Raw genomic sequence first — 18,315 nt, 5'->3', positions numbered from 1 at the left:
ATCCCCGATTTGATTGTCAAATCGGGGATCTTTTTTTCTATTTTGTGTCCTTCTTGCCAAAGATTGAGATCTTTAGGTATTTGCCTGGGTTATTTTTTACATCTTCTACTAATTGATCTAAATTTTCGGAAGCGTTATTTAGGTTGTTGTAAAGCTGATCGTCGTTGACTAATAATCCTATTGAGCCTTCCCCTTGATTTATCTTATCGGTTATAGCTTGCACATCTTTCATCGCCTTATTTGCATTGTCGATAGTAGCTTTAATCTCTGTCTTCGCTAGATCGTCAGAAAAGTTGTCTAAATTAGCTAATATCGAATTAATCTTGCTGTTGTTGTTTTTGAAATTTTCGGTAATAGACTCGAGATTTTGCATAATTTTAGCTAATCTAATTCGTTCTGATCCCATTAATCCTTCAACTTCACCAGTGATTTTTTCCATATTATTCAAAGAGACCGAAATACTACTTAGGCTACTTTTGAAATCTCTTTGGAATTCGTCGTCGAGTGCAGTGTTGACTGCTGATAATACCGAATCTAGTTTGACGACTAAATTTTCTATTTTCTTTTGAAGTGGTTCCACCTTTTCCATCAGGTTGGCTTGAACATCCGAAAGGAGCGGATCTCCACTTTTTGCGACAGTCTTACTATTTCCTAAGTCAAAAACAATTGCCTTACTTCCCAACAAATCAGCGCTTATGATACGTGCTACAGTATTGGAAGGAATATCATAGTCATCGTTGATTCTAAATTCAGTTCTTATTTTACCATTATCTAACAGGTTCATTTTAGAAACACGTCCAATCTGATATCCACTCACCATTACAGGCTTGGATACGGTTAGTCCGTCTACGTTGTCATAGTCCGTATAAAAGGTGTTTTCACTGCTGAAAACATCATTTCCTTTGAGAAAACTATATCCAATAAATAGAATAGCAATCGCTATTGCTGTAAGGGCACCTACTTTTGTTTCGTTTGATATTTTCAAAATGATATGTTTTAAGGAACTGTAGTACGTCAAGTACACGAAAATAGTAAATTATTTACTTTTCAACGGATGTTTTGTAAGTTTTAATCGCATTAAAGAGATTTGCAACAATTTCTCGTTGTCCAGCTGACGACATCATAAATTCTTCTTCACTTGGATTGCTGATAAAACCGATCTCCGTCAATACTGCTGGCATACCTGCGGTAGCTAATACGGCAAGTCCTTGTTCTTTTACACCACGATTAGTACGGGAGCTACTTGAGTATTCATTTTGCATATAAGTGGCCAATTTAATGCTTTGATCTCGAAATTGTCTTTTCATCAATTTGAATACAATATAGCTAGACGGGTCATTAGGGTCGAACCCATTATAGTTATCTTGGTAGTTCTCTTCAGACAAAATAGACGCGTTCTCGCGGATAGCTACATCTTGTTGATCCATTCGGTTGAAACCGCATACCAGCGTCTCTGTTCCCTTTGCAGAAGTGTTTAATACAGATCTTGTTATGTACCGTCCCTTTGAGTTCTTGACCCGACGGGTGGTCGCTCCGCCAGAATTACAATGCACAGAAATAAATAAGTCTGCTTTATGTTTATTCGCTAATGCCGGGCGCTCGTATAACTTTGGATACACATCAGTAGTACGGGTGTAGATAACTTTTACGCCGGGCAAACCTTCTTCTATCCGCTTTCCCAGTTTTAATACCACTTGCAGTGCGAGGTCCTTCTCTTTTGATTTTCTGCCGACGGCACCCGGATCATGACCACCATGACCGGCGTCGAGCACGATGGTTTTCATTTTGAATTCCGTACCCCCGCTAGAGATAGGTTCGGTATGTTTACTGGGCGTCCATGCTGTGATTATTGCAAATATGGATAGAAGTATGACTGTACTTGTTGAGTGCGTTACGTTTGTTTTGTTGTAGTTTTTCAATGCTTAGGATTTTAGCTATTTCCTCGTTGAGAAAGTAAGATTTTTATTTTTTAGTTGTAGTCTTGAAAGTTCTGATTGCGTGAAAAAGATTCGTCACGATTTCGTGCTGTCCATTTTGAGACAACATATAAGCTTCTTCTTCGGGGCTACTTATGAATCCGATTTCGGTCAATACAGCCGGCATTCCTGCTTTGGCCAAGACCGCAAGCCCCTGTTCTTTAACTCCTCGGTTTCCGCGAGAGGATTTGCTATATTCGTGCTGCATGAGCGAGGCTATTTTAATGCTTTGATCTCTATATTGCCGCTTCATTAGCTTAAATACGATATAGCTGGAAGGGTCTTTGGGGTCAAAGCCATGATAATTTTCTTCATAGTTTTCTTCTAATAAGATATCGGCATTTTCACGTATTGCAACATCTTGCTCATTGATTCTGTGGAAACCCAGTACCAGGGTTTCGGTGCCCTTGACACTGGGATTGCGTTTTATAGAGTTGACATATCTCCCTTGTCGGTTCTTTACCCTAATGTCTCTATCAGCAGAGTTAGCATGGATAGATATAAAAAGATCCGCGTGGTTTTTATTTGCAATGTCTGTCCTTTTGTAAAACTCCACATCGACATCCGTTGAACGGGTCAAAATAACTTTTACATCGGGTATACTGTCTTCCAGCATTTTTTTTAGTTTCTTGGATACGTCTAAAACAATATCTTTTTCAGCCGATTGTCGACCTCTTGCACCCGGTTTATTTCCGCCATGACCTGGGTCTATCACAACAATAAAGCTGGTTTTAAGATGTGCTGTATCTCTTTTATTTGGTAGGAGAGCTGTAGAAATAAGCGTTATAAAACAGAGTATTATTACTAAACTTAATTTTTTAACATTATTTATAAACTTCATCTGTATAATATTTTACAATTTTGTCGTTGTAGTTTCATTAGCGAAGTATGACGACAATAATTGAATAATGGAACGTGCAAAAAATACTAGTTTTTTCTAATTGTTTTTTGACTAATTTTGCCAACAACAGTTTAAATTTACCACAAAAATAATATTCATAATTCATTTTGAAGGCGTTAACTTGTATTTTATTTTATTTTCTGTTCCTTTTGTTTGGATCTTATTCCGTTATCGGGCAAGTAGTAACGCCAGCCACCAATAATAACGTACAAGATACAAGTTTAATTACGCAGGATACCAGTAAAAATCACCTGCGCACATCGTCGGGCACGGATACTGTTGTCATGAAAGATGATAGCGGATTAGAGACTGTAGTGACTATCGTGGCCAACGATTCTTCCTGGAATGAGGTGAGCAAAAATATTGTGCATTTATATAAGGGTGCAAAAGTAAAATATCAAGACTTTGAACTTTCGGCAGATTACATCCGCTTAGACCGAAATAATAACCTCTTATATGCAAGTGGTGTAATAGACCACAACGGCAAATACGTAGGCAGACCGGTGGCTTTGTTTCCAAATGATACCCCCAAAGCTGTAGATTCGTTAACGTATAATTATAAAACACAAGAAGGTAAGACCTTTGGAGTAATGACAGAGGTAGATGGAGGTTTTATCCAAGCTCGCGCGGTTCGAAAGAATATGTATGATGAGATGTCTATCTACCATGGCTTATATAGTACTTGTGATCTCCCCGAACCCCATACGCATTTTGGTATTCACATCACCAAGGGTTTGGTGCTCGATAAGCAAATTATAGCTGGGCCATCTTATTTAGTGGTACAAGGCATTCCCATAAAATTTGTTGCAATTCCTTTTGGTTTTTTTCCGAAACAGGACAAAAAGTCTTCGGGATTTCTATTTCCATCTTTTGGCGAAGATGCGGCCCGCGGATTCGCTTTACGAGATTTGGGTTGGTATTTAACATTTAATGATTATTGGGATACCGAATTCAGAGGTAGCTTCTATTCTAGGGGATCATGGGAGGCTTCCATGCGTACCAACTATATGGTGAATTACAAATATAGCGGTGGGTTTAATCTTCGCTATGCCTCGACGAAGACGGGCGTTGAAGGAGCGGATAACTATGGTACAAATAAAGATTTTAATGTGACTTGGAATCATACGCAGCGTCAAGAGGCCAATCCGGGGACTTCTTTTTCGGCATCAGTTAATTTTGGTACAGGTTCATATTTTCAAAATACAGGAGCAAATAGTACGTATGACTATGATCAGCTGACTCGTAATAATATGTCTTCTTCAATCAGTTACGGTAAAGTCTTTGGCGATGGTAAAGTGAATTTTACCTCCAGTCTAAGTCATCGTCAAGATATGGCTTCCGGTAAGGTAGATTTGGAATTGCCTACATTCAGTTTGAACGTAGCTACATTCAATCCGTTCGATTCGAAGGATCGTGTGGGCGAACAAAAGTGGTATCAACGTATTACAGTAGGATATAGCTTGCAGGGAAGAAATACTATTTCCACGGGTGATTCGACTTTATTTAAGAAAGAGTCCTTAAAGCGGTTTACTAACGGATTCCAACATAGTATTCCAGTGAGTTTGAGTTTGAATGCTTTTAAATATTTTCAATTTAATACTTCAATGAATTATACGGAAAGATGGTACCTACAGTCTATTCGTAATGGTTTAGAAAATACGGTTAATGGATTTGAAACAGTAAGAGATACCATTCAAGGATTTAGAAGGGCATATGATTATTCATTTTCGAGTGGACTTTCCACCAAAATATATGGTATGTATCCCAAAATTGGAAAAGTCGAAGCCATACGTCATGTGGTAACGCCATCTGTGAATTTTAACTACCGTCCCGATTTTTCTGATCCGATGTATGGTTTCTATAAGTCTTACATCGATGAAAGTGGCCGTTTACGAGATTATTCTATTTTTGAAGGAGGTATCTATGGTTCTCCATCAAGGGGGCAATCAGCAGGAATAGGGTTCTCTGTAGATAACAATATCGAAGCAAAAGTACGGACGGAGAATGATACTACAGGAAAAGGATTTAAAAAAATTCCGATCATACAAGGGTTAACGTTTAGCGGTAACTACAACTTTGCTGCGGATTCATTGAAGCTTTCAACAATCAGTTTTTCTGGAAGAACATCCCTGTTTAATCAGAAAATAAACTTGAATTTTAACGGATCATTTGATCCTTATCAGCTTGATGAGCGAGGGCAGCGTTATAATCGGTTTGCCATTGAGGATGGCAAACTTGCCCGCCTTACTAATTTTGGCTTGTCTTTCGACTATAGTTTTAATCCGGATGCTTCAAAAAGCAGGAGTGATAATATTGATTCCTTGCGAAACAATATGCCGGCGATGACTCAAGAGCAGTCTGATGCTCTGGCAAGAATAAGTACGGATCCAAATGCCTTTGTCGATTTTAATATTCCTTGGAATCTGGCCGGATCCTTTAGTTTTCAGTACATGCGCCGCTTCGATGCGGTAGAGCGTAAGGAAATGGGTGACTACACTGCCACGGTAAATTTGCATGGTGATTTTAATGTAACGCCGAAATGGAAGATACAATTTAATAGTGGGTATGATTTTAAGCAAAAGGAAGTTTCTTTAACACGCTTTTCTATTTATCGTGATCTGCATTGTTGGGACATGTCCTTTGGTTGGGTCCCTTTTGGCCGATATCAAAGTTATAATGTAACTATTCGAGCCAAAGCGAGCATCTTGCAAGATCTTAAATTGACGAAGCGAAATAGTCATTATAATTATTAATATTTTTTTGGTAACTATGCGCTATGAACGCTGAAATCATAACCATAGGAGACGAAATTCTACTTGGTCAAATTGTAGATACCAATTCTGCGTGGATTGCCCAGTATCTTGGACAAGCAGATATTGCTATTCGTTTTATTACTTCTATATCTGATCGAAGAGAAGATATTTCGAAAGCACTATCCGAGGCTTCCTCACGTTCGGATATAGTAATAGTAACTGGGGGGTTAGGCCCCACGAAAGATGATGTAACTAAAAATACTATTTCTGAGTTTTTCAAGTCCCCATTGGTTCGAAATCAACATGTGCTTGATCACGTTAAACAAATCTTTCTTCGGCTCGGTCGTGGCGAGATGCCGATATCCAACTATGGTCAAGCTGATGTGCTTGAATGTGCTCAGATTTTATTTAATGATGTGGGCACGGCCCCTGGTATGTGGGTAGAAAGAAGCAGCAAATGTTTTGCTTTTTTACCGGGAGTTCCATTTGAAATGAAGTTTTTGATGGAAAATCGGGTAATGCCAAAGTTGGCGTCTATGCGAAGCCATGTACACGTTTATCACAGTCATATACTCACCGCGGGATTAGGCGAGTCGTTTTTGGCGGAAGAAATCGCGGATATTGAAGCTTCTTTACCTCATTATATTAAATTAGCCTATTTGCCAAAAATTGGATTGGTGAGACTACGACTCTCTGCCACGGGGACAGATGTAAACGTACTACAGACTGAAACTGATAAATTTGCAGATCGAATTTCGGAACGACTAAGTAAATTTGTAGTAGCTAGACAAGATATATCGTTGGAGGAGGCTATCATTAAAAACTTTGCAGAAGGACATCTGAAAATTGCGCTTGCAGAGAGTTGTACCGGTGGTACCATTGCGAGTAATTTGACTAAATACACCGGAGCAAGTAAGGTGTTTGATTGTGGGATAGTAGCTTACGCAAATCATATCAAACAAGGGGTATTGGGAGTCAGGAAAAATACGCTTGACGAATTTGGAGCAGTAAGTGAGCAGACTGTTATTGAAATGGCCAAAGGCGTACAGCGCCTAAGCGGTGCGGAATATGGAGTAGCTACCAGTGGTATTGCCGGACCCACCGGAGGGACCCCGGAAAAACCTGTTGGTACGGTTTGGATAGCGGTAGTCGGAAAAAATGAAATGGTTACAAAGAAATTCCAATTTAATAATAATCGAGAAGTAAATATCGAAAGAAGCACAATGCAGGCGTTAATTTTGCTTTGGAATTTGTACGTAAAGGAATTAGTTTAAATATTAAAATTATATTTTGATTTTTACTAAAATCTAAAAATTATATTTTTGTTTGCGGATATTTTACTCATAAATATTTAATTTAGGGATTTTAAAGACGAAATCAATATGGGAATATATAAGCTAGTTCTTCCAAAAATGGGTGAGAGTGTTTCTGAAGCAACTTTAACAAATTGGTTGAAGTCGGTAGGAGATACTATTCAGGAAGATGAAGCGGTAGTTGAAATCGCTACCGATAAAGTAGATTCTGATGTTCCTTCTCCCGTAACAGGGAAGTTGAAAGAGATTCTTTTTCAGGAAGGTCAGGTGGCACAGGTCGGCGAAGTGATTGCAGTGTTGGAAGTGGAGGGTGAAAGCGATACCGAAAAACTGGAAATACAAACTGAAGGTCCGGAAGAAAACTATACTATTGTAGGGCCTGATGTAGAAGAATTGGAAAATAAAGTGCAGCCAGCTCAAGATACTTTACAGGTGAGTATAACAAATGAGAGTAGATTTTATTCACCTTTGGTAAAAAGCATTGCACAGGAAGAAGGAATTGTTCAAGATGAATTGGATAGTATAGTCGGGTCAGGGGCTGATGGTCGTGTGACTAAACAGGATGTCCTTGATTATATTGCAGCTAAGGGAGACCCGAATTCAATTCCGTCATCTGCTAATCGTGATTCAAGAGTACATATGAGTGATCTAGATGGTTCTAGTTCAAACGTATCCTCGCCAGTTCAGGTGGTAAAAAGTATGAATGGGGATGAGATTATAGAGATGGATCGAATGCGTAGATTGATTTCGGATCACATGGTGAATAGTGTAAGAGCATCACCGCACGTTTTTTCGGTGGTAGAAGCAGATGTTACCAATCTTGTTAACTGGCGAAATAATATAAAAGATACATTCAAGAAACGCGAAGGAGAGAATATCACATTTACCCCTTTGATTATTGAAGCGATAAGCAAAGCGTTGAAGGATTTTCCAATGGTGAATGTGTCTGTCGATGGATATAATATTATTAAGCGTAAACATATTAATATAGGCATGGCCGCAGCCCTGCCCACAGGTAATTTGATCGTACCCGTTATAAAGGATGCGGATCAATTGAGTTTAATGGGATTGAGTAGGTCTGTAAATGATCTGGCTAACCGAGCCCGTACTAACCAACTTAAGCCAGATGATACCCAAGGAGGTACATTTACATTTACAAATATTGGGGCATTTGGAAATATTTTTGGAATGCCTATCATTAATCAGCCTCAAGCAGCAATTTTAGCCGTGGGTACGATTAAGAAAAAGCCTGCCGTACTGGAAACGGAACATGGTGATGTAATAGCCATAAGACATATGATGTATATCACGATGTCTTATGACCATAGGGTCATAGATGGTGCATTGGGGGGGACATTTATAAAAAGAGTTGCTGATTATCTAGAAAATTGGGATTCTGACAGAACGATTTAGAATTATAAGAGGGCTTTTATGTTTATTATATGAACCCTCTTTAATGTGATTTTCTTTCTAATGATTGCCAATGATAATGGTTAAATATGCAAAAAATCGTACTGAGCGAGAAGATACAGGAACTTTTTCATATACTGCAGGAATGGTATTGGTTGCCTGTGTTGTTTCTGTATGTCGGTGTGATCAGTACGATTTTAATCGAAAATAGAAACCCTAGCAAAACAATGGCGTGGGTTCTTGTTATCGTGTTCTTACCTGTTGTCGGCCTCTTACTTTATTATTTTTTTGGACAAAAGTTCTCTAAAGTAAAAAAGATGCGAAGGATTAATCAGAGACAAGCAGTACGGTTAAAAAAGGAATGGAAGCGTCTGGATCCTATAATGGAAGAACTTATCCATGACATTCGTGATGATATAGGCGACCTCTCTCGCGTTTTTACTTTTCTAAAGAATGAAAGACTGTCCTCGCCGACGATCAATAATGCTGTGACATTATTGATCAACGGGGAAGAAAAATTTAAATATTTTATTGAAGCACTTAACACGGCTAAACATTCCATTCATTTGGAATATTATATCTTCGAATTAGATAATATTGGACTTCAGATTTTAAATATTTTAGAAAGGAAAGCAAGTGAGGGTGTTGAAGTTAGGCTGGTTGTGGATAGTTTTGGCTCTCCCGCTTTTGTGAGATATATGAAACGTGTCAAATCGGGCATTCAATTTAAAGCCTTTTTGCCTGTAACGTTCTCTTCTCTAGCGAACAGTAATTATCGCAACCATCGAAAGATAGCAGTAATAGATGGCGAGGTTGGATTTATTGGTGGGATTAATATTTCGGACAGATATATCAATGATCCAAAAAACAACAATTCAGTATATTGGAGAGACACGTCGATACGCATTGAAGGAATGGCGATCAACATGTTGCAAGTCGGGTTTTGGCATTCCTGGAATCAGGCAGATGGAGAGCCCTTTATGCTAGAAAAAGGTTATCTAAAAGAGCTAAAACAGTACCATGATTGCAAAGAAAATGCCGCTGTGGCTTTTGTGTCGAGTGATCCCGCTTCCAAAGGGCCGTTCAATATGGAAGCTATTCTTATTGCATTGGGTGAGGCTAATACGAAAATACAACTTTGCACCCCTTATTATATACCGAGTGATGAGTTGGCGACTGTGTTAATGATTGCGGCTTCATCTGGAGTCGAAGTTGAATTAATGATTCCAGCAAAATCAGATTCCTACCTTGTTCGTCATGCATCGTTTTCATTTTTGAAACCTTTACTGGAACGTGGTGTAAAAGTTTACCTATATAACAAAGGATTTATGCATGCGAAAACAATTACTGTCGACGGAAAGTTAGCATTTGTAGGAACGGTAAATCTAGATATACGTAGTTTTTATATCAATTATGAGGTTGCGGCGGCAGTTTCTGATCAAAATTTGTGTATACAAATGGAGCGACAATTTGAAATTGACAAGCTTGAATGTAATCTACTTACCTTAGAAGTATGGCAATCGCGTTCCAAATGGAAACGAGGAGTAGACTCTATCTGTAGACTTCTCGCACCCGTCCTTTAGCATATTGAAAATCTTAACTTCTTTTAAAGATTTGGAAAAATAAAATTCTTTATCTTTAGCTAAATTTAATGGTTGATCGAGGAACGCGGATGATTTTGCATTTCTGATGATTCATTTTATTCTGTTAATTTAGTCTTATGAATAAAATCAAAAATTTACTACTCCTTCTATTATTTGTGCTGATCATTTTGCCTTCTAGAGGTCAAGAGTTAGATAAAATTCCGATTAATACTGTGGTAGAACGTGTGCAAAAATATTTTGGCGTTTATCCAGTAGAAAAAGTGCATCTCCATTTTGACAAACCTTATTATGCCGTAGGTGATACCTTGTGGTTTAAAATGTATCTACACCGAAATCTAGTAGAGTATGAACCCAGCAAAGTAGGTTATGTGGAGATTATTAATGGGAGAGATTCCTTGATGCAAACATTACGGATACCGTTAGACAAAGGTACTGGAAATGGATATCTCGTGCTTGATCCACAATATATAAAGCAAGACAATTATCGATTTAGAGCATATACCAAGTGGATGATGAATTTTGATGGTTCATTTTTCTTTAATAAAATCGTTCCGGTAGGTGATGCGATCAACAAGAAATTAGGAACGACGATCACGTATATACCTGAAGGTAATAAAACTAAAGCTCAGATTCAGTTCAAAGATGCCAGAGGGGACATTTTGGGGAAACGTAAAATTACTTGGGAAGCTATCGATGGATGGGATCCATTTGATAAAGGGAAATCTGAAACGGACGATATGGGAAGAGCTACCATTACCTTCTCTTCAAAAGATAAGGAAATTTTGAAGAACGGACGTTTAATTGTAAAAGTTGAAGGTGAAAGTGCAAGCTCTTTAGTAGGTGATTTTCCGCTTAAAAATGCGTTGACGGAAACGGACGTTCAGTTTTTTCCGGAGGGAGGGGATTTGATCGCTGGTGTTGCAAAAAATGTTGCTTTTAAGGCCATCGGATCTGATGGAAAAGGGTTGGCAATAAAAGGTAAAATAATTGATAGCAAAAAGAATACCGTAGCGGAGTTTTCTGATTTTGGTTTGGGAATGGGGTACTTTTCGCTACTTCCTCAATTGGGCGAGTCTTACAAAGCGGTGGTTGTTATTCAAGACGAAGAGCGTACATTTGATTTGCCTGTTGTTAAAGAAGAATCCGTAAATTTGGTATATCATAAATCGGATGATAAGACCATTCAGATAGGTCTTGTTACCAATGAGAACCACTTTTCAAAAATTCAAAATTCATCCTTTTACATTTTAGCGCAGCTCAATGGACATTTGATTTATGCCGCGCAAGCCACGCTGAAAAATCCATCTTTACTGATTTCTGTACCTAAAGATGACTTACCAAGCGGTATTATACAATTTACCGTTTTGACTCCTCAAGGCAAGCCAATCAGTGAGAGATTAGTATTTCATCAAGGTAATTCTGAATTGAACATTCAAGTTAAATCAAACAAGCAAGATTATAATAAAAAAGAGGCCGTAAAATTGGATATTTCTAACATTTCAGACGAGAAATTACCTAGTCATCTTTCTATATCTGTAATAGATGAAGCTAAAGTGCCGTACGATGACCACCAAGAAAATACGATTGTAAGCAGTTTGCTGTTGACTTCGGATTTGAAAGGATATGTAGAAAAACCTAATTTTTATTTTGACGAAAAGGTTGAAAATCGTGCTGAAGCATTGGATGCTTTAATGATGACTCAAGGGTTTAGGAGATTCGATTATAACGAATTGATCGCGGAAAAATTTCCACAGGTTAATTTTCTGCCAGAACAAGGGATTTCGCTATCTGGTACTTTACGTCTAAATACGGGTAGACCGTATCCAAATGGAGGACTTTTATTGTCGATCCCAGCGCGAGCTTTACGAAAGGATACATATACAGACCAGAGTGGACGATTTTCGTTTGAAAATTTAGTGTTTCCAGATTCAGTCAAAGTAACCATAAACGCCAGAAGTAATGATAATTATCGCAATTTGGTCATTAACATGGATCAATCATTTTTCCCTGCTATAGATCTAAGAAATCCCTACACTAGCAATGAAGTACTAAATATAGATCAGCAACTTACTGCGTATCTCACGAATAGTAAAAATGAGTATAGAACTTCTATTTTAATCGACGAAGTAACAGTGACGGGGGTAGTTAGACAACAGCGTACCAGCAAGGAGTTTTCAGCTTTATCGGGACTATCTATGGCCGATCATCGGATAGAAGGAGAACGCCTGAGTGGATGTAATGTGTTGACTATGTGCCTAAGTACAATGCTCACGGGAGTTACTTACGATTCGCAAACTTTAAAATATTATATTACAAGAAACTATAACCAAGGCAGCCGTACTCCTGTTCAGTTTTTTTTAAATGGAATGCCAATCGACGAACCTTCGCTCAATTCTATTCAGACGGCGGAAGTGGAAGCTATTGAAATCTTCTTACGGGACGACTTAGGTACAGTGAGTCGTATGTATCAAAATGATGGCGTTGTATCTATCATTACAAAAAAAGAAAAACCAAAAGGACCTCGTATGTCTTTGGCGGAAATAGAAGCCATGTTGCCCAAATCTAATGTTATTGATATGTATCCATTGGGATATATTAAGGAGCGCATATTTTATTCTCCTAAGTATGATACTGATCAAAGTAGGAATACGAATGATTATCGTAGCACAGTATATTGGAATCCGTCTGTTTCTATTGACGAAAGTGGGCAAGTTAGTCTGGATTACTATAATGCAGATGGGAATGGAAAGTATAAAGTCGTAGTAGAAGGAATAGATGATGCAGGGAAAATAGGAAGGACAGTTTATTATTATAACGTAAAATAGACAACTTGCCAGTACGTAATTAAATAATGCATAATAGCCCGAAATTTTTCGGGCTATTATCATTTAACAGGTTCATTATGTTTCTTGACTATTTCTCGCTTGCCTGTTTCTGGATCAATTTCTAGCTCCGTTTGCTTTACGAGCACGGCGAAGGAAGCGGGTTGTATTCCTCTTCCATATTTTATGGCATATTCTTTCGTAAATTCCGCTCCGAAGTATAATATGGCTGCGGAATAGTACACCCACGCTAAAAGAATAATAATTGAACCGGCAGCGCCGTACGCCGTTGCTGTTGCATTATTTGACAGATAGAATGATATGCCATATTTACCGACCATGAAAAGGAAAGCTGTAAACAGTGATCCTCCTAAAATATCTTTAAACCGGACTCTTGCATCAGGTAAAACAGCGAAAATAAAGCCAAATAGCACAGCGATGACCAGAAAGGTGATTCCTGTATTCAGCGAATCCCACAACTGAATATTCCAATTATCCAACAGCTTCTCCAGATGTGAGGTGAAAACGCCGATAATACTACTAATCAGGAGGGACGCCATTAACAGAAAACTTAAACCCAATATCATTGAGAAGGAAATGAGCCTATTGATGATTAATTTTAACCACCCTTTTTTTGGTTTTGGTTTTACTCTCCAGATTTCGTTGATAGACACCTGAATATCTAGAAATATAGTTGTCGAAGTGATCACGAGGGTAGATATCCCGATTACTAGACCAATATTAGATCGGTTTTCAAACGATATTTTTTGAATGGCTCCTTCCAACAATATGGTGATGTCCCGGCCCAAAAGACCATTCAATTCATCCATTACTTCCTCGCGGGCGCCTATAGATGTATCTACCAAATTACCATAAAAGAATCCAAGAGCCCATATCAGAATGATAATTAACGGTCCGATGGAAAAAACGGTATAATACGCTAAGGACGCGCTGAGCTTCATGCATTTATCTTCTATAAATCCATTTCCTGTATCTACTAATAACTGGCCAAATCCTTTTGCTTTTATAAGAAAGGACTCCTTTTCCTTTGTTGTACTAGCATTATTGATGCTCTGCATATAATTTTTGTATTTGATCATCATATTTTTGCAATATGACCTTCCTCTTCAACGATAATTTTGGAGTCAACTCGCCATTGTCAATGGTCCATTCCGTTGTTAAAAGTATAAATTTTTTGATTTTCTCCCATTGACCAAAATTAGCATTTGCCTTATCTATTTCTTGCTGATATTTAGCGAGAACCTGATCATTTTTTATAAGGTCTTCTCGCGAGGTGCTGGATATTCCTTTATATTTACTCCATTTTTCAAGTTCTTCATACGCCGGCACAATCAGTACAGATGGAAAACGTTGATTTTCTCCGACTACCATCACTTGACCTATTAACGTAGATTCCATGAGTTTGTTTTCGAGCACTTGTGGTGCTACATATTTTCCTCCCGCAGTTTTAAAGATTTCTTTTTTACGATCTGTGATTCTTAGAAAGCCATCTTTGGTGAGTTCGCCAATATCTCCTGTATGAAAGTAGCCATTCTCATCGATCGATTCTTTGGTGGCTTCTTCGTTTTTATAATAACCAGACGTAACGGAAGGTCCTTTTACCAAAATTTCACCGTCCGGAGCTATTTTTACATGCAGATTCGAGAGAACACGGCCTACGGTGCCGAATTTTACATCAGTTTCAACCCATGAGTTTACCGCAATTACAGGTGAAGTCTCGGTAAGACCATAACCTTCTAGAATTTTAATGTCTGCAGCCCAAAATACCCGCGCAAGACGCTCTTGTAGTGCGGCCCCTCCAGAAATAATTAATTTAATGTTTCCCCCTAATGCTTCTTTCCACTTGGAGAAAATTAATTTTCGTGCAATGCTCAATTTAACGTTATACCACCAGCTATTTGATGGTGGTTCTTGATATTTGTGTCCTAAATCTAGTGCCCAGAAAAATAGGGTCTTTTTAATGCCGGTCAGTGCCTTTCCTTTTTCTACAACTTTGTCATACACTTTTTCTAAAACACGGGGTACAGTGGTGAACAGCTCGGGCTTAACGTCGTTGATGTCTAAGACAATGTTATCTAGATTTTCTGCGTAATAAATATGCAAGCCCTTAGAAATATAGAGATACACGACCATTCGTTCAAAAATGTGACAGAGTGGTAGAAAACTAAGCGCTTTCTTATAATCATCTGTCAATAGATGTGTAGAAGCATCCACATTGCTTAATATATTCTTGTGCGTCAAATATACTCCCTTGGGTTTGCCGGTTGTGCCTGAAGTGTAAATCAACGTTAGTAAGTCTTGTTCATCGACAGCGTCATTATAAGGTGTAAGGTCTATTTCCTGACTTTTTCCAAGTGCTATAAGCTCTTGATAATTTGGCTTATCAGCAACATCGTCGAAGGTGTATACCGCTAAATTTAGTTGACTCTCAGTAGCTGCAGCGTCTACTCTCGCTGCTAGATCTGCAGTGCTGACAAATACATATTTGACATCAGCGTCCTTTACAATATATGACAAATCTTGACTCGATAGCGTAGGATACAGAGGGACTAACGCGATGCCTAATTGATTACAAGCGAAATCTATAAAATTCCACTCGGGTCTATTTCCAGACATTAGCGCTATGCGATCACCTTTTTTTAACCCTTTAGCTAATAGCCCTTTACTTAGGCTGTCTATAATTTGCAGTATTTCCTTTAATTTGTATTCACGCCACCCATTTTCATGGCGTTTTGCAACGAGAAGTTGGCTGGAAGAAGCGTGAATATTGCCTTTTAATAAGTCGAATAATCTAGTTGCCGTGCCCATATACGTAGAATTTAATGTGTGTTTATAATTTGTTTCTGATCAACAGTTCTAAATATAACAAATTAAGTCGTCTAAGCGAACATAAATTATCATATTTTATATACCTATTTTTAGTTTTATACGTTTAAAAATAGTATTACTTTTGACATTTGAATAATTTAAGTTTATATATGAAGAGCACATTACGCAGTATTTTTTTATTAGGTACAGTTTTATTTTTTGGTAAAGATGCATTGGCTCAGCTTCCTAGTCAACACGCGATAGGAGCAAGGTTCGGTAGTGCTACTGGTATTACTTATCGGTACACATTGGCTGAGGACCATGCAATTGAAGGTATCATGAGCGTGCAAAGTAATTCAAGATCTAGCCGTTTTAGAGTTGTTGGTCTATATGAATGGCATAAACCTATCACTGGAGATTTTTCTTGGTTTTACGGTGTAGGTGGAAGTATAGGTAGTTATAAATACAAAGCCTATAGAAATGCAGCGGGAGAACAGATAGATACTTCTTCTGAATTAGCGCTTAGTATAGATGGTATTATTGGCGTAGAGTATAGTATACCCACAACGCCTTTGGCCGTATCGTTAGATGTAAAACCTTATTTTGATTTTATACAAGAGAGTTCAATCCGATTGATTGACCCTTTTGGCCTTTCTATACGTTACAAGTTCTAACAATAAAGAAGGTGTTTAAAATGGTCGTTACCTACAAGAAAAACGAGTCATTGCGAGGAAGAATGTTGAAGCAATCTACGTTTTTTACATCGTCAGATTGCTTCAACATCGTCCCTCCGGTTCGATGACGACGATGTTGTGCTTTTTAGACAGCCCCTTTTATTGTTAATCTAAAGCAATCCATATATTCCCCAGTCTTCTCTCTTCTGAAGTAGCAGTTTCCTTCCGTTGAATGGTGAATGATTTTTTCTCGGAATATTGAAGTTGTATGTTTAGGTTTTTGATTAATCCGTCGCGCGAGATGATTAAACTTACGTAATCACCCTCTTTGCTACTTGCCAAAATGTAATCGATTGTGCGACCCGTTGGATCCATCCGATAACCGTTAGCAGCAAGAATTTCGTCATCTACGTTGATTCCACCTTTCCAGGCGCCTGAATTACGGTCTACAGCTTTAACGATTATCCGCGTGTCGTTGTTTACGGTCTTTATACCCATGGAAAGAGGCTGTACACCTGAGTTGAGGTTGACTATTTCGTATCCCACTTTATTGAAATACCAATTGTAATCCAGTTCTTCCAACGTGTGGGCCGCATGGAATATTTCGGACACATCTACGTGCGTAATCTGATGGACGAGTTCCATGAGTTCATGTTCTTCAAACCCACGGTTTTCTACAAGATAAAATTTCTGATAAGCGGATTTGAGTACGTCGTCTAGACGTTTTTGACCATGTGTTTCAGCCAATATTTTTAAGTCTATTGCAGATGCCAGCATAGCACCTTTATTATAATAGGAAATACTGCTGTTGTGTGAGTTCTCATCGGGGCGGTATTGTTTTATCCATGCATCATGACTAGCTAATGCAGCGCTTTGTATTTCATGTCCCGGTCTATTGTACACCGTATTGAAATCCAACGCGAGCATCTGAAGATATTCTTTTTCGTCGGAAAAAGAGCATCTTCGGATGATGAGGTTGTCATAATATGACGTAAAGCCCTCCATGATCCAAAGTCCGGTTGTGTAGTTTTCCGCTTCATAGTCAAATGGGCCTAATGCTTTAGGTCTTAGTCTCTTTACATTCCAGAGATGAAAGTATTCATGTGCAACCAGGCTTAAGTAGCTTTTGTAAGTGGTCTCTTGATTATAACCGAACCGCGAGGTAGCAAGTACTGTCGAATTGAAATGCTCTAATCCTCCATTGTTACTTTGGTAATTATGGGTGATAAAAAGATAATATGCATTGGGATTGCATCCCCAGATCCGATTTTCTTCCTCTACAATGGTTGTGATATCTTGAGTGAGTTTGTCTTTGTCGTAAACACCTCCACCTACCATAGCACATTCATGCAATGTCCCATCTATATCAAACGTCCACGTATCTTGGTTGCCAATTTCAATCGGAGAGTCGAATAAAATATCAAAATTTGGTGCTATATAGGTGTTGGGTAAATTGGTGGATTTTTCTAATCCGGTAGATATTTTTGACCAGAAATCTGGTATTTCAATCTGTACCTGTACGGGGTTGTTGAGATAACCGTCTACGTACATAAAGGTTCCTACAGGGCTTAGAAATGCATGAGAACTATCTATAAAATTTGTGCGCACCGAATTTTCAAAACCGTATATACTATAACGAATTCGAATATCGTTATTGTTCGAATAAATACGCCATGTATTTTTGGAGGTCTTTTCATGTGGAATGAGTTCTTCGGAGCCGGTGTATGCTTGGAGTCTTTCTACATTTTTAGCATATTCACGTATAAGATATGATCCTGGTGCCCACACGGGCATTTTTATATCTATAAAGGGTTCTCGTAGTCCGTCAATTTGCATGGTTATTTCTGCATAATGAGCCTGCGGTTCGACAAAAGAAATATGAAAGAATATGGAAGGTAAAGACATAGTAGAATACAGCAATTAGGTGAATGATGTCAATTTACAAAACTAAACTTAAAGTAGCCTCATTCAAAATAAATATTTGTTGAATTTAGAAAGGCGGAGAAAAGTAATCTAAAATTTAATTTTATATG

12 protein-coding genes are annotated in these 18,315 nt (G+C 38.2%); 6 read left to right on the top strand and 6 right to left on the bottom strand.

Features of this window, described 5'->3' with window-relative positions; genetic code table 11:
- Window positions 1–37: 37 nt before the first annotated feature.
- From FAZ19_RS20640 to FAZ19_RS20630, 3 genes are read right to left on the bottom strand one after another with little or no spacing between them, the layout of a single operon-like run.
- On the bottom strand, window positions 38–985 hold the full coding sequence (locus FAZ19_RS20640) for an MlaD family protein (RefSeq protein ID WP_136822664.1): 948 nt from the start codon (window positions 983–985) through the stop codon (window positions 38–40).
- Window positions 986–1,040: 55 nt separating this feature from the next.
- Window positions 1,041–1,919 carry an N-acetylmuramoyl-L-alanine amidase family protein gene (locus FAZ19_RS20635; protein ID WP_229707658.1) on the bottom strand — a complete coding sequence of 293 codons (879 nt, stop codon included), beginning with the start codon at window positions 1,917–1,919 and terminating at the stop codon, window positions 1,041–1,043.
- Between the two features lie 43 nt (window positions 1,920–1,962).
- Window positions 1,963–2,817: an N-acetylmuramoyl-L-alanine amidase family protein gene (locus FAZ19_RS20630; RefSeq protein ID WP_136822663.1), complete on the bottom strand. Its 855-nt coding sequence runs from the start codon at window positions 2,815–2,817 to the stop codon at window positions 1,963–1,965.
- Between the two features lie 209 nt (window positions 2,818–3,026).
- On the opposite strand from FAZ19_RS20630, the gene FAZ19_RS20625 reads away from it, so the two are divergent.
- The 5 genes from FAZ19_RS20625 (at window position 3,027) to FAZ19_RS20605 (ending at window position 12,782) form a co-directional block, all read left to right on the top strand.
- Entirely contained in the window at window positions 3,027–5,630 is a 2,604-nt protein-coding gene (locus FAZ19_RS20625) for a putative LPS assembly protein LptD (RefSeq protein ID WP_244927464.1), read from the top strand.
- Window positions 5,631–5,653: 23 nt separating this feature from the next.
- Window positions 5,654–6,904, top strand: coding sequence for a competence/damage-inducible protein A (locus FAZ19_RS20620; protein ID WP_136822662.1), 1,251 nt, complete (start codon window positions 5,654–5,656; stop codon window positions 6,902–6,904).
- 108 nt (window positions 6,905–7,012) lie between these two features.
- Window positions 7,013–8,356: a dihydrolipoamide acetyltransferase family protein gene (locus tag FAZ19_RS20615; RefSeq protein ID WP_136822661.1), complete on the top strand. Its 1,344-nt coding sequence runs from the start codon at window positions 7,013–7,015 to the stop codon at window positions 8,354–8,356.
- Between the two features lie 86 nt (window positions 8,357–8,442).
- Window positions 8,443–9,936 carry a cardiolipin synthase gene (gene cls / locus FAZ19_RS20610; protein ID WP_136822660.1) on the top strand — a complete coding sequence of 498 codons (1,494 nt, stop codon included), beginning with the start codon at window positions 8,443–8,445 and terminating at the stop codon, window positions 9,934–9,936.
- 137 nt (window positions 9,937–10,073) lie between these two features.
- Window positions 10,074–12,782: a carboxypeptidase-like regulatory domain-containing protein gene (locus tag FAZ19_RS20605; RefSeq protein ID WP_136822659.1), complete on the top strand. Its 2,709-nt coding sequence runs from the start codon at window positions 10,074–10,076 to the stop codon at window positions 12,780–12,782.
- Between the two features lie 59 nt (window positions 12,783–12,841).
- On the opposite strand, the gene FAZ19_RS20600 is transcribed toward FAZ19_RS20605, so the two are convergent.
- Both FAZ19_RS20600 and FAZ19_RS20595 read right to left on the bottom strand, forming a co-directional pair.
- Entirely contained in the window at window positions 12,842–13,858 is a 1,017-nt protein-coding gene (locus FAZ19_RS20600) for a YihY/virulence factor BrkB family protein (RefSeq protein ID WP_136822735.1), read from the bottom strand.
- On the bottom strand, window positions 13,842–15,608 hold the full coding sequence (locus tag FAZ19_RS20595) for an AMP-dependent synthetase/ligase (RefSeq protein ID WP_136822658.1): 1,767 nt from the start codon (window positions 15,606–15,608) through the stop codon (window positions 13,842–13,844). The genes FAZ19_RS20600 and FAZ19_RS20595 overlap by 17 nt, the downstream gene beginning before the upstream one ends.
- Before the next feature lie 170 nt (window positions 15,609–15,778).
- Here FAZ19_RS20595 and FAZ19_RS20590 point away from each other — a divergent pair, with 170 nt between their 5' ends.
- Entirely contained in the window at window positions 15,779–16,282 is a 504-nt protein-coding gene (locus FAZ19_RS20590; protein WP_136822657.1) for a hypothetical protein, read from the top strand.
- A 165-nt stretch (window positions 16,283–16,447) separates the two neighbouring features.
- On the opposite strand, the gene FAZ19_RS20585 is transcribed toward FAZ19_RS20590, so the two are convergent.
- Window positions 16,448–18,187 (bottom strand): M61 family metallopeptidase, encoded by a 1,740-nt coding sequence (locus FAZ19_RS20585; RefSeq protein WP_136822656.1) that lies wholly within the window; start codon window positions 18,185–18,187, stop codon window positions 16,448–16,450.
- Window positions 18,188–18,315: the final 128 nt, after the last annotated feature.

It is taken from the genome of Sphingobacterium alkalisoli, from assembly GCF_005049105.1.
GTDB lineage: Bacteria > Bacteroidota > Bacteroidia > Sphingobacteriales > Sphingobacteriaceae > Sphingobacterium > Sphingobacterium alkalisoli.
Note: the sequence above shows the minus strand (reverse complement) of the source record. Positions and strands in the feature narration are given on the sequence as shown.

Coding starts and splice junctions, on each gene's coding strand:
- FAZ19_RS20630 (WP_136822663.1), bottom strand. CDS start 2,817: ATGAAGTTTATAAATAATGTTAAAAAATTAAGTTTAGTAATAATACTC.
- FAZ19_RS20620 (WP_136822662.1), top strand. CDS start 5,654: ATGAACGCTGAAATCATAACCATAGGAGACGAAATTCTACTTGGTCAA.
- FAZ19_RS20615 (WP_136822661.1), top strand. CDS start 7,013: ATGGGAATATATAAGCTAGTTCTTCCAAAAATGGGTGAGAGTGTTTCT.
- cls (WP_136822660.1), top strand. CDS start 8,443: ATGCAAAAAATCGTACTGAGCGAGAAGATACAGGAACTTTTTCATATA.
- FAZ19_RS20605 (WP_136822659.1), top strand. CDS start 10,074: ATGAATAAAATCAAAAATTTACTACTCCTTCTATTATTTGTGCTGATC.
- FAZ19_RS20600 (WP_136822735.1), bottom strand. CDS start 13,858: ATGCAGAGCATCAATAATGCTAGTACAACAAAGGAAAAGGAGTCCTTT.
- FAZ19_RS20595 (WP_136822658.1), bottom strand. CDS start 15,608: ATGGGCACGGCAACTAGATTATTCGACTTATTAAAAGGCAATATTCAC.
- FAZ19_RS20590 (WP_136822657.1), top strand. CDS start 15,779: ATGAAGAGCACATTACGCAGTATTTTTTTATTAGGTACAGTTTTATTT.
- FAZ19_RS20585 (WP_136822656.1), bottom strand. CDS start 18,187: ATGTCTTTACCTTCCATATTCTTTCATATTTCTTTTGTCGAACCGCAG.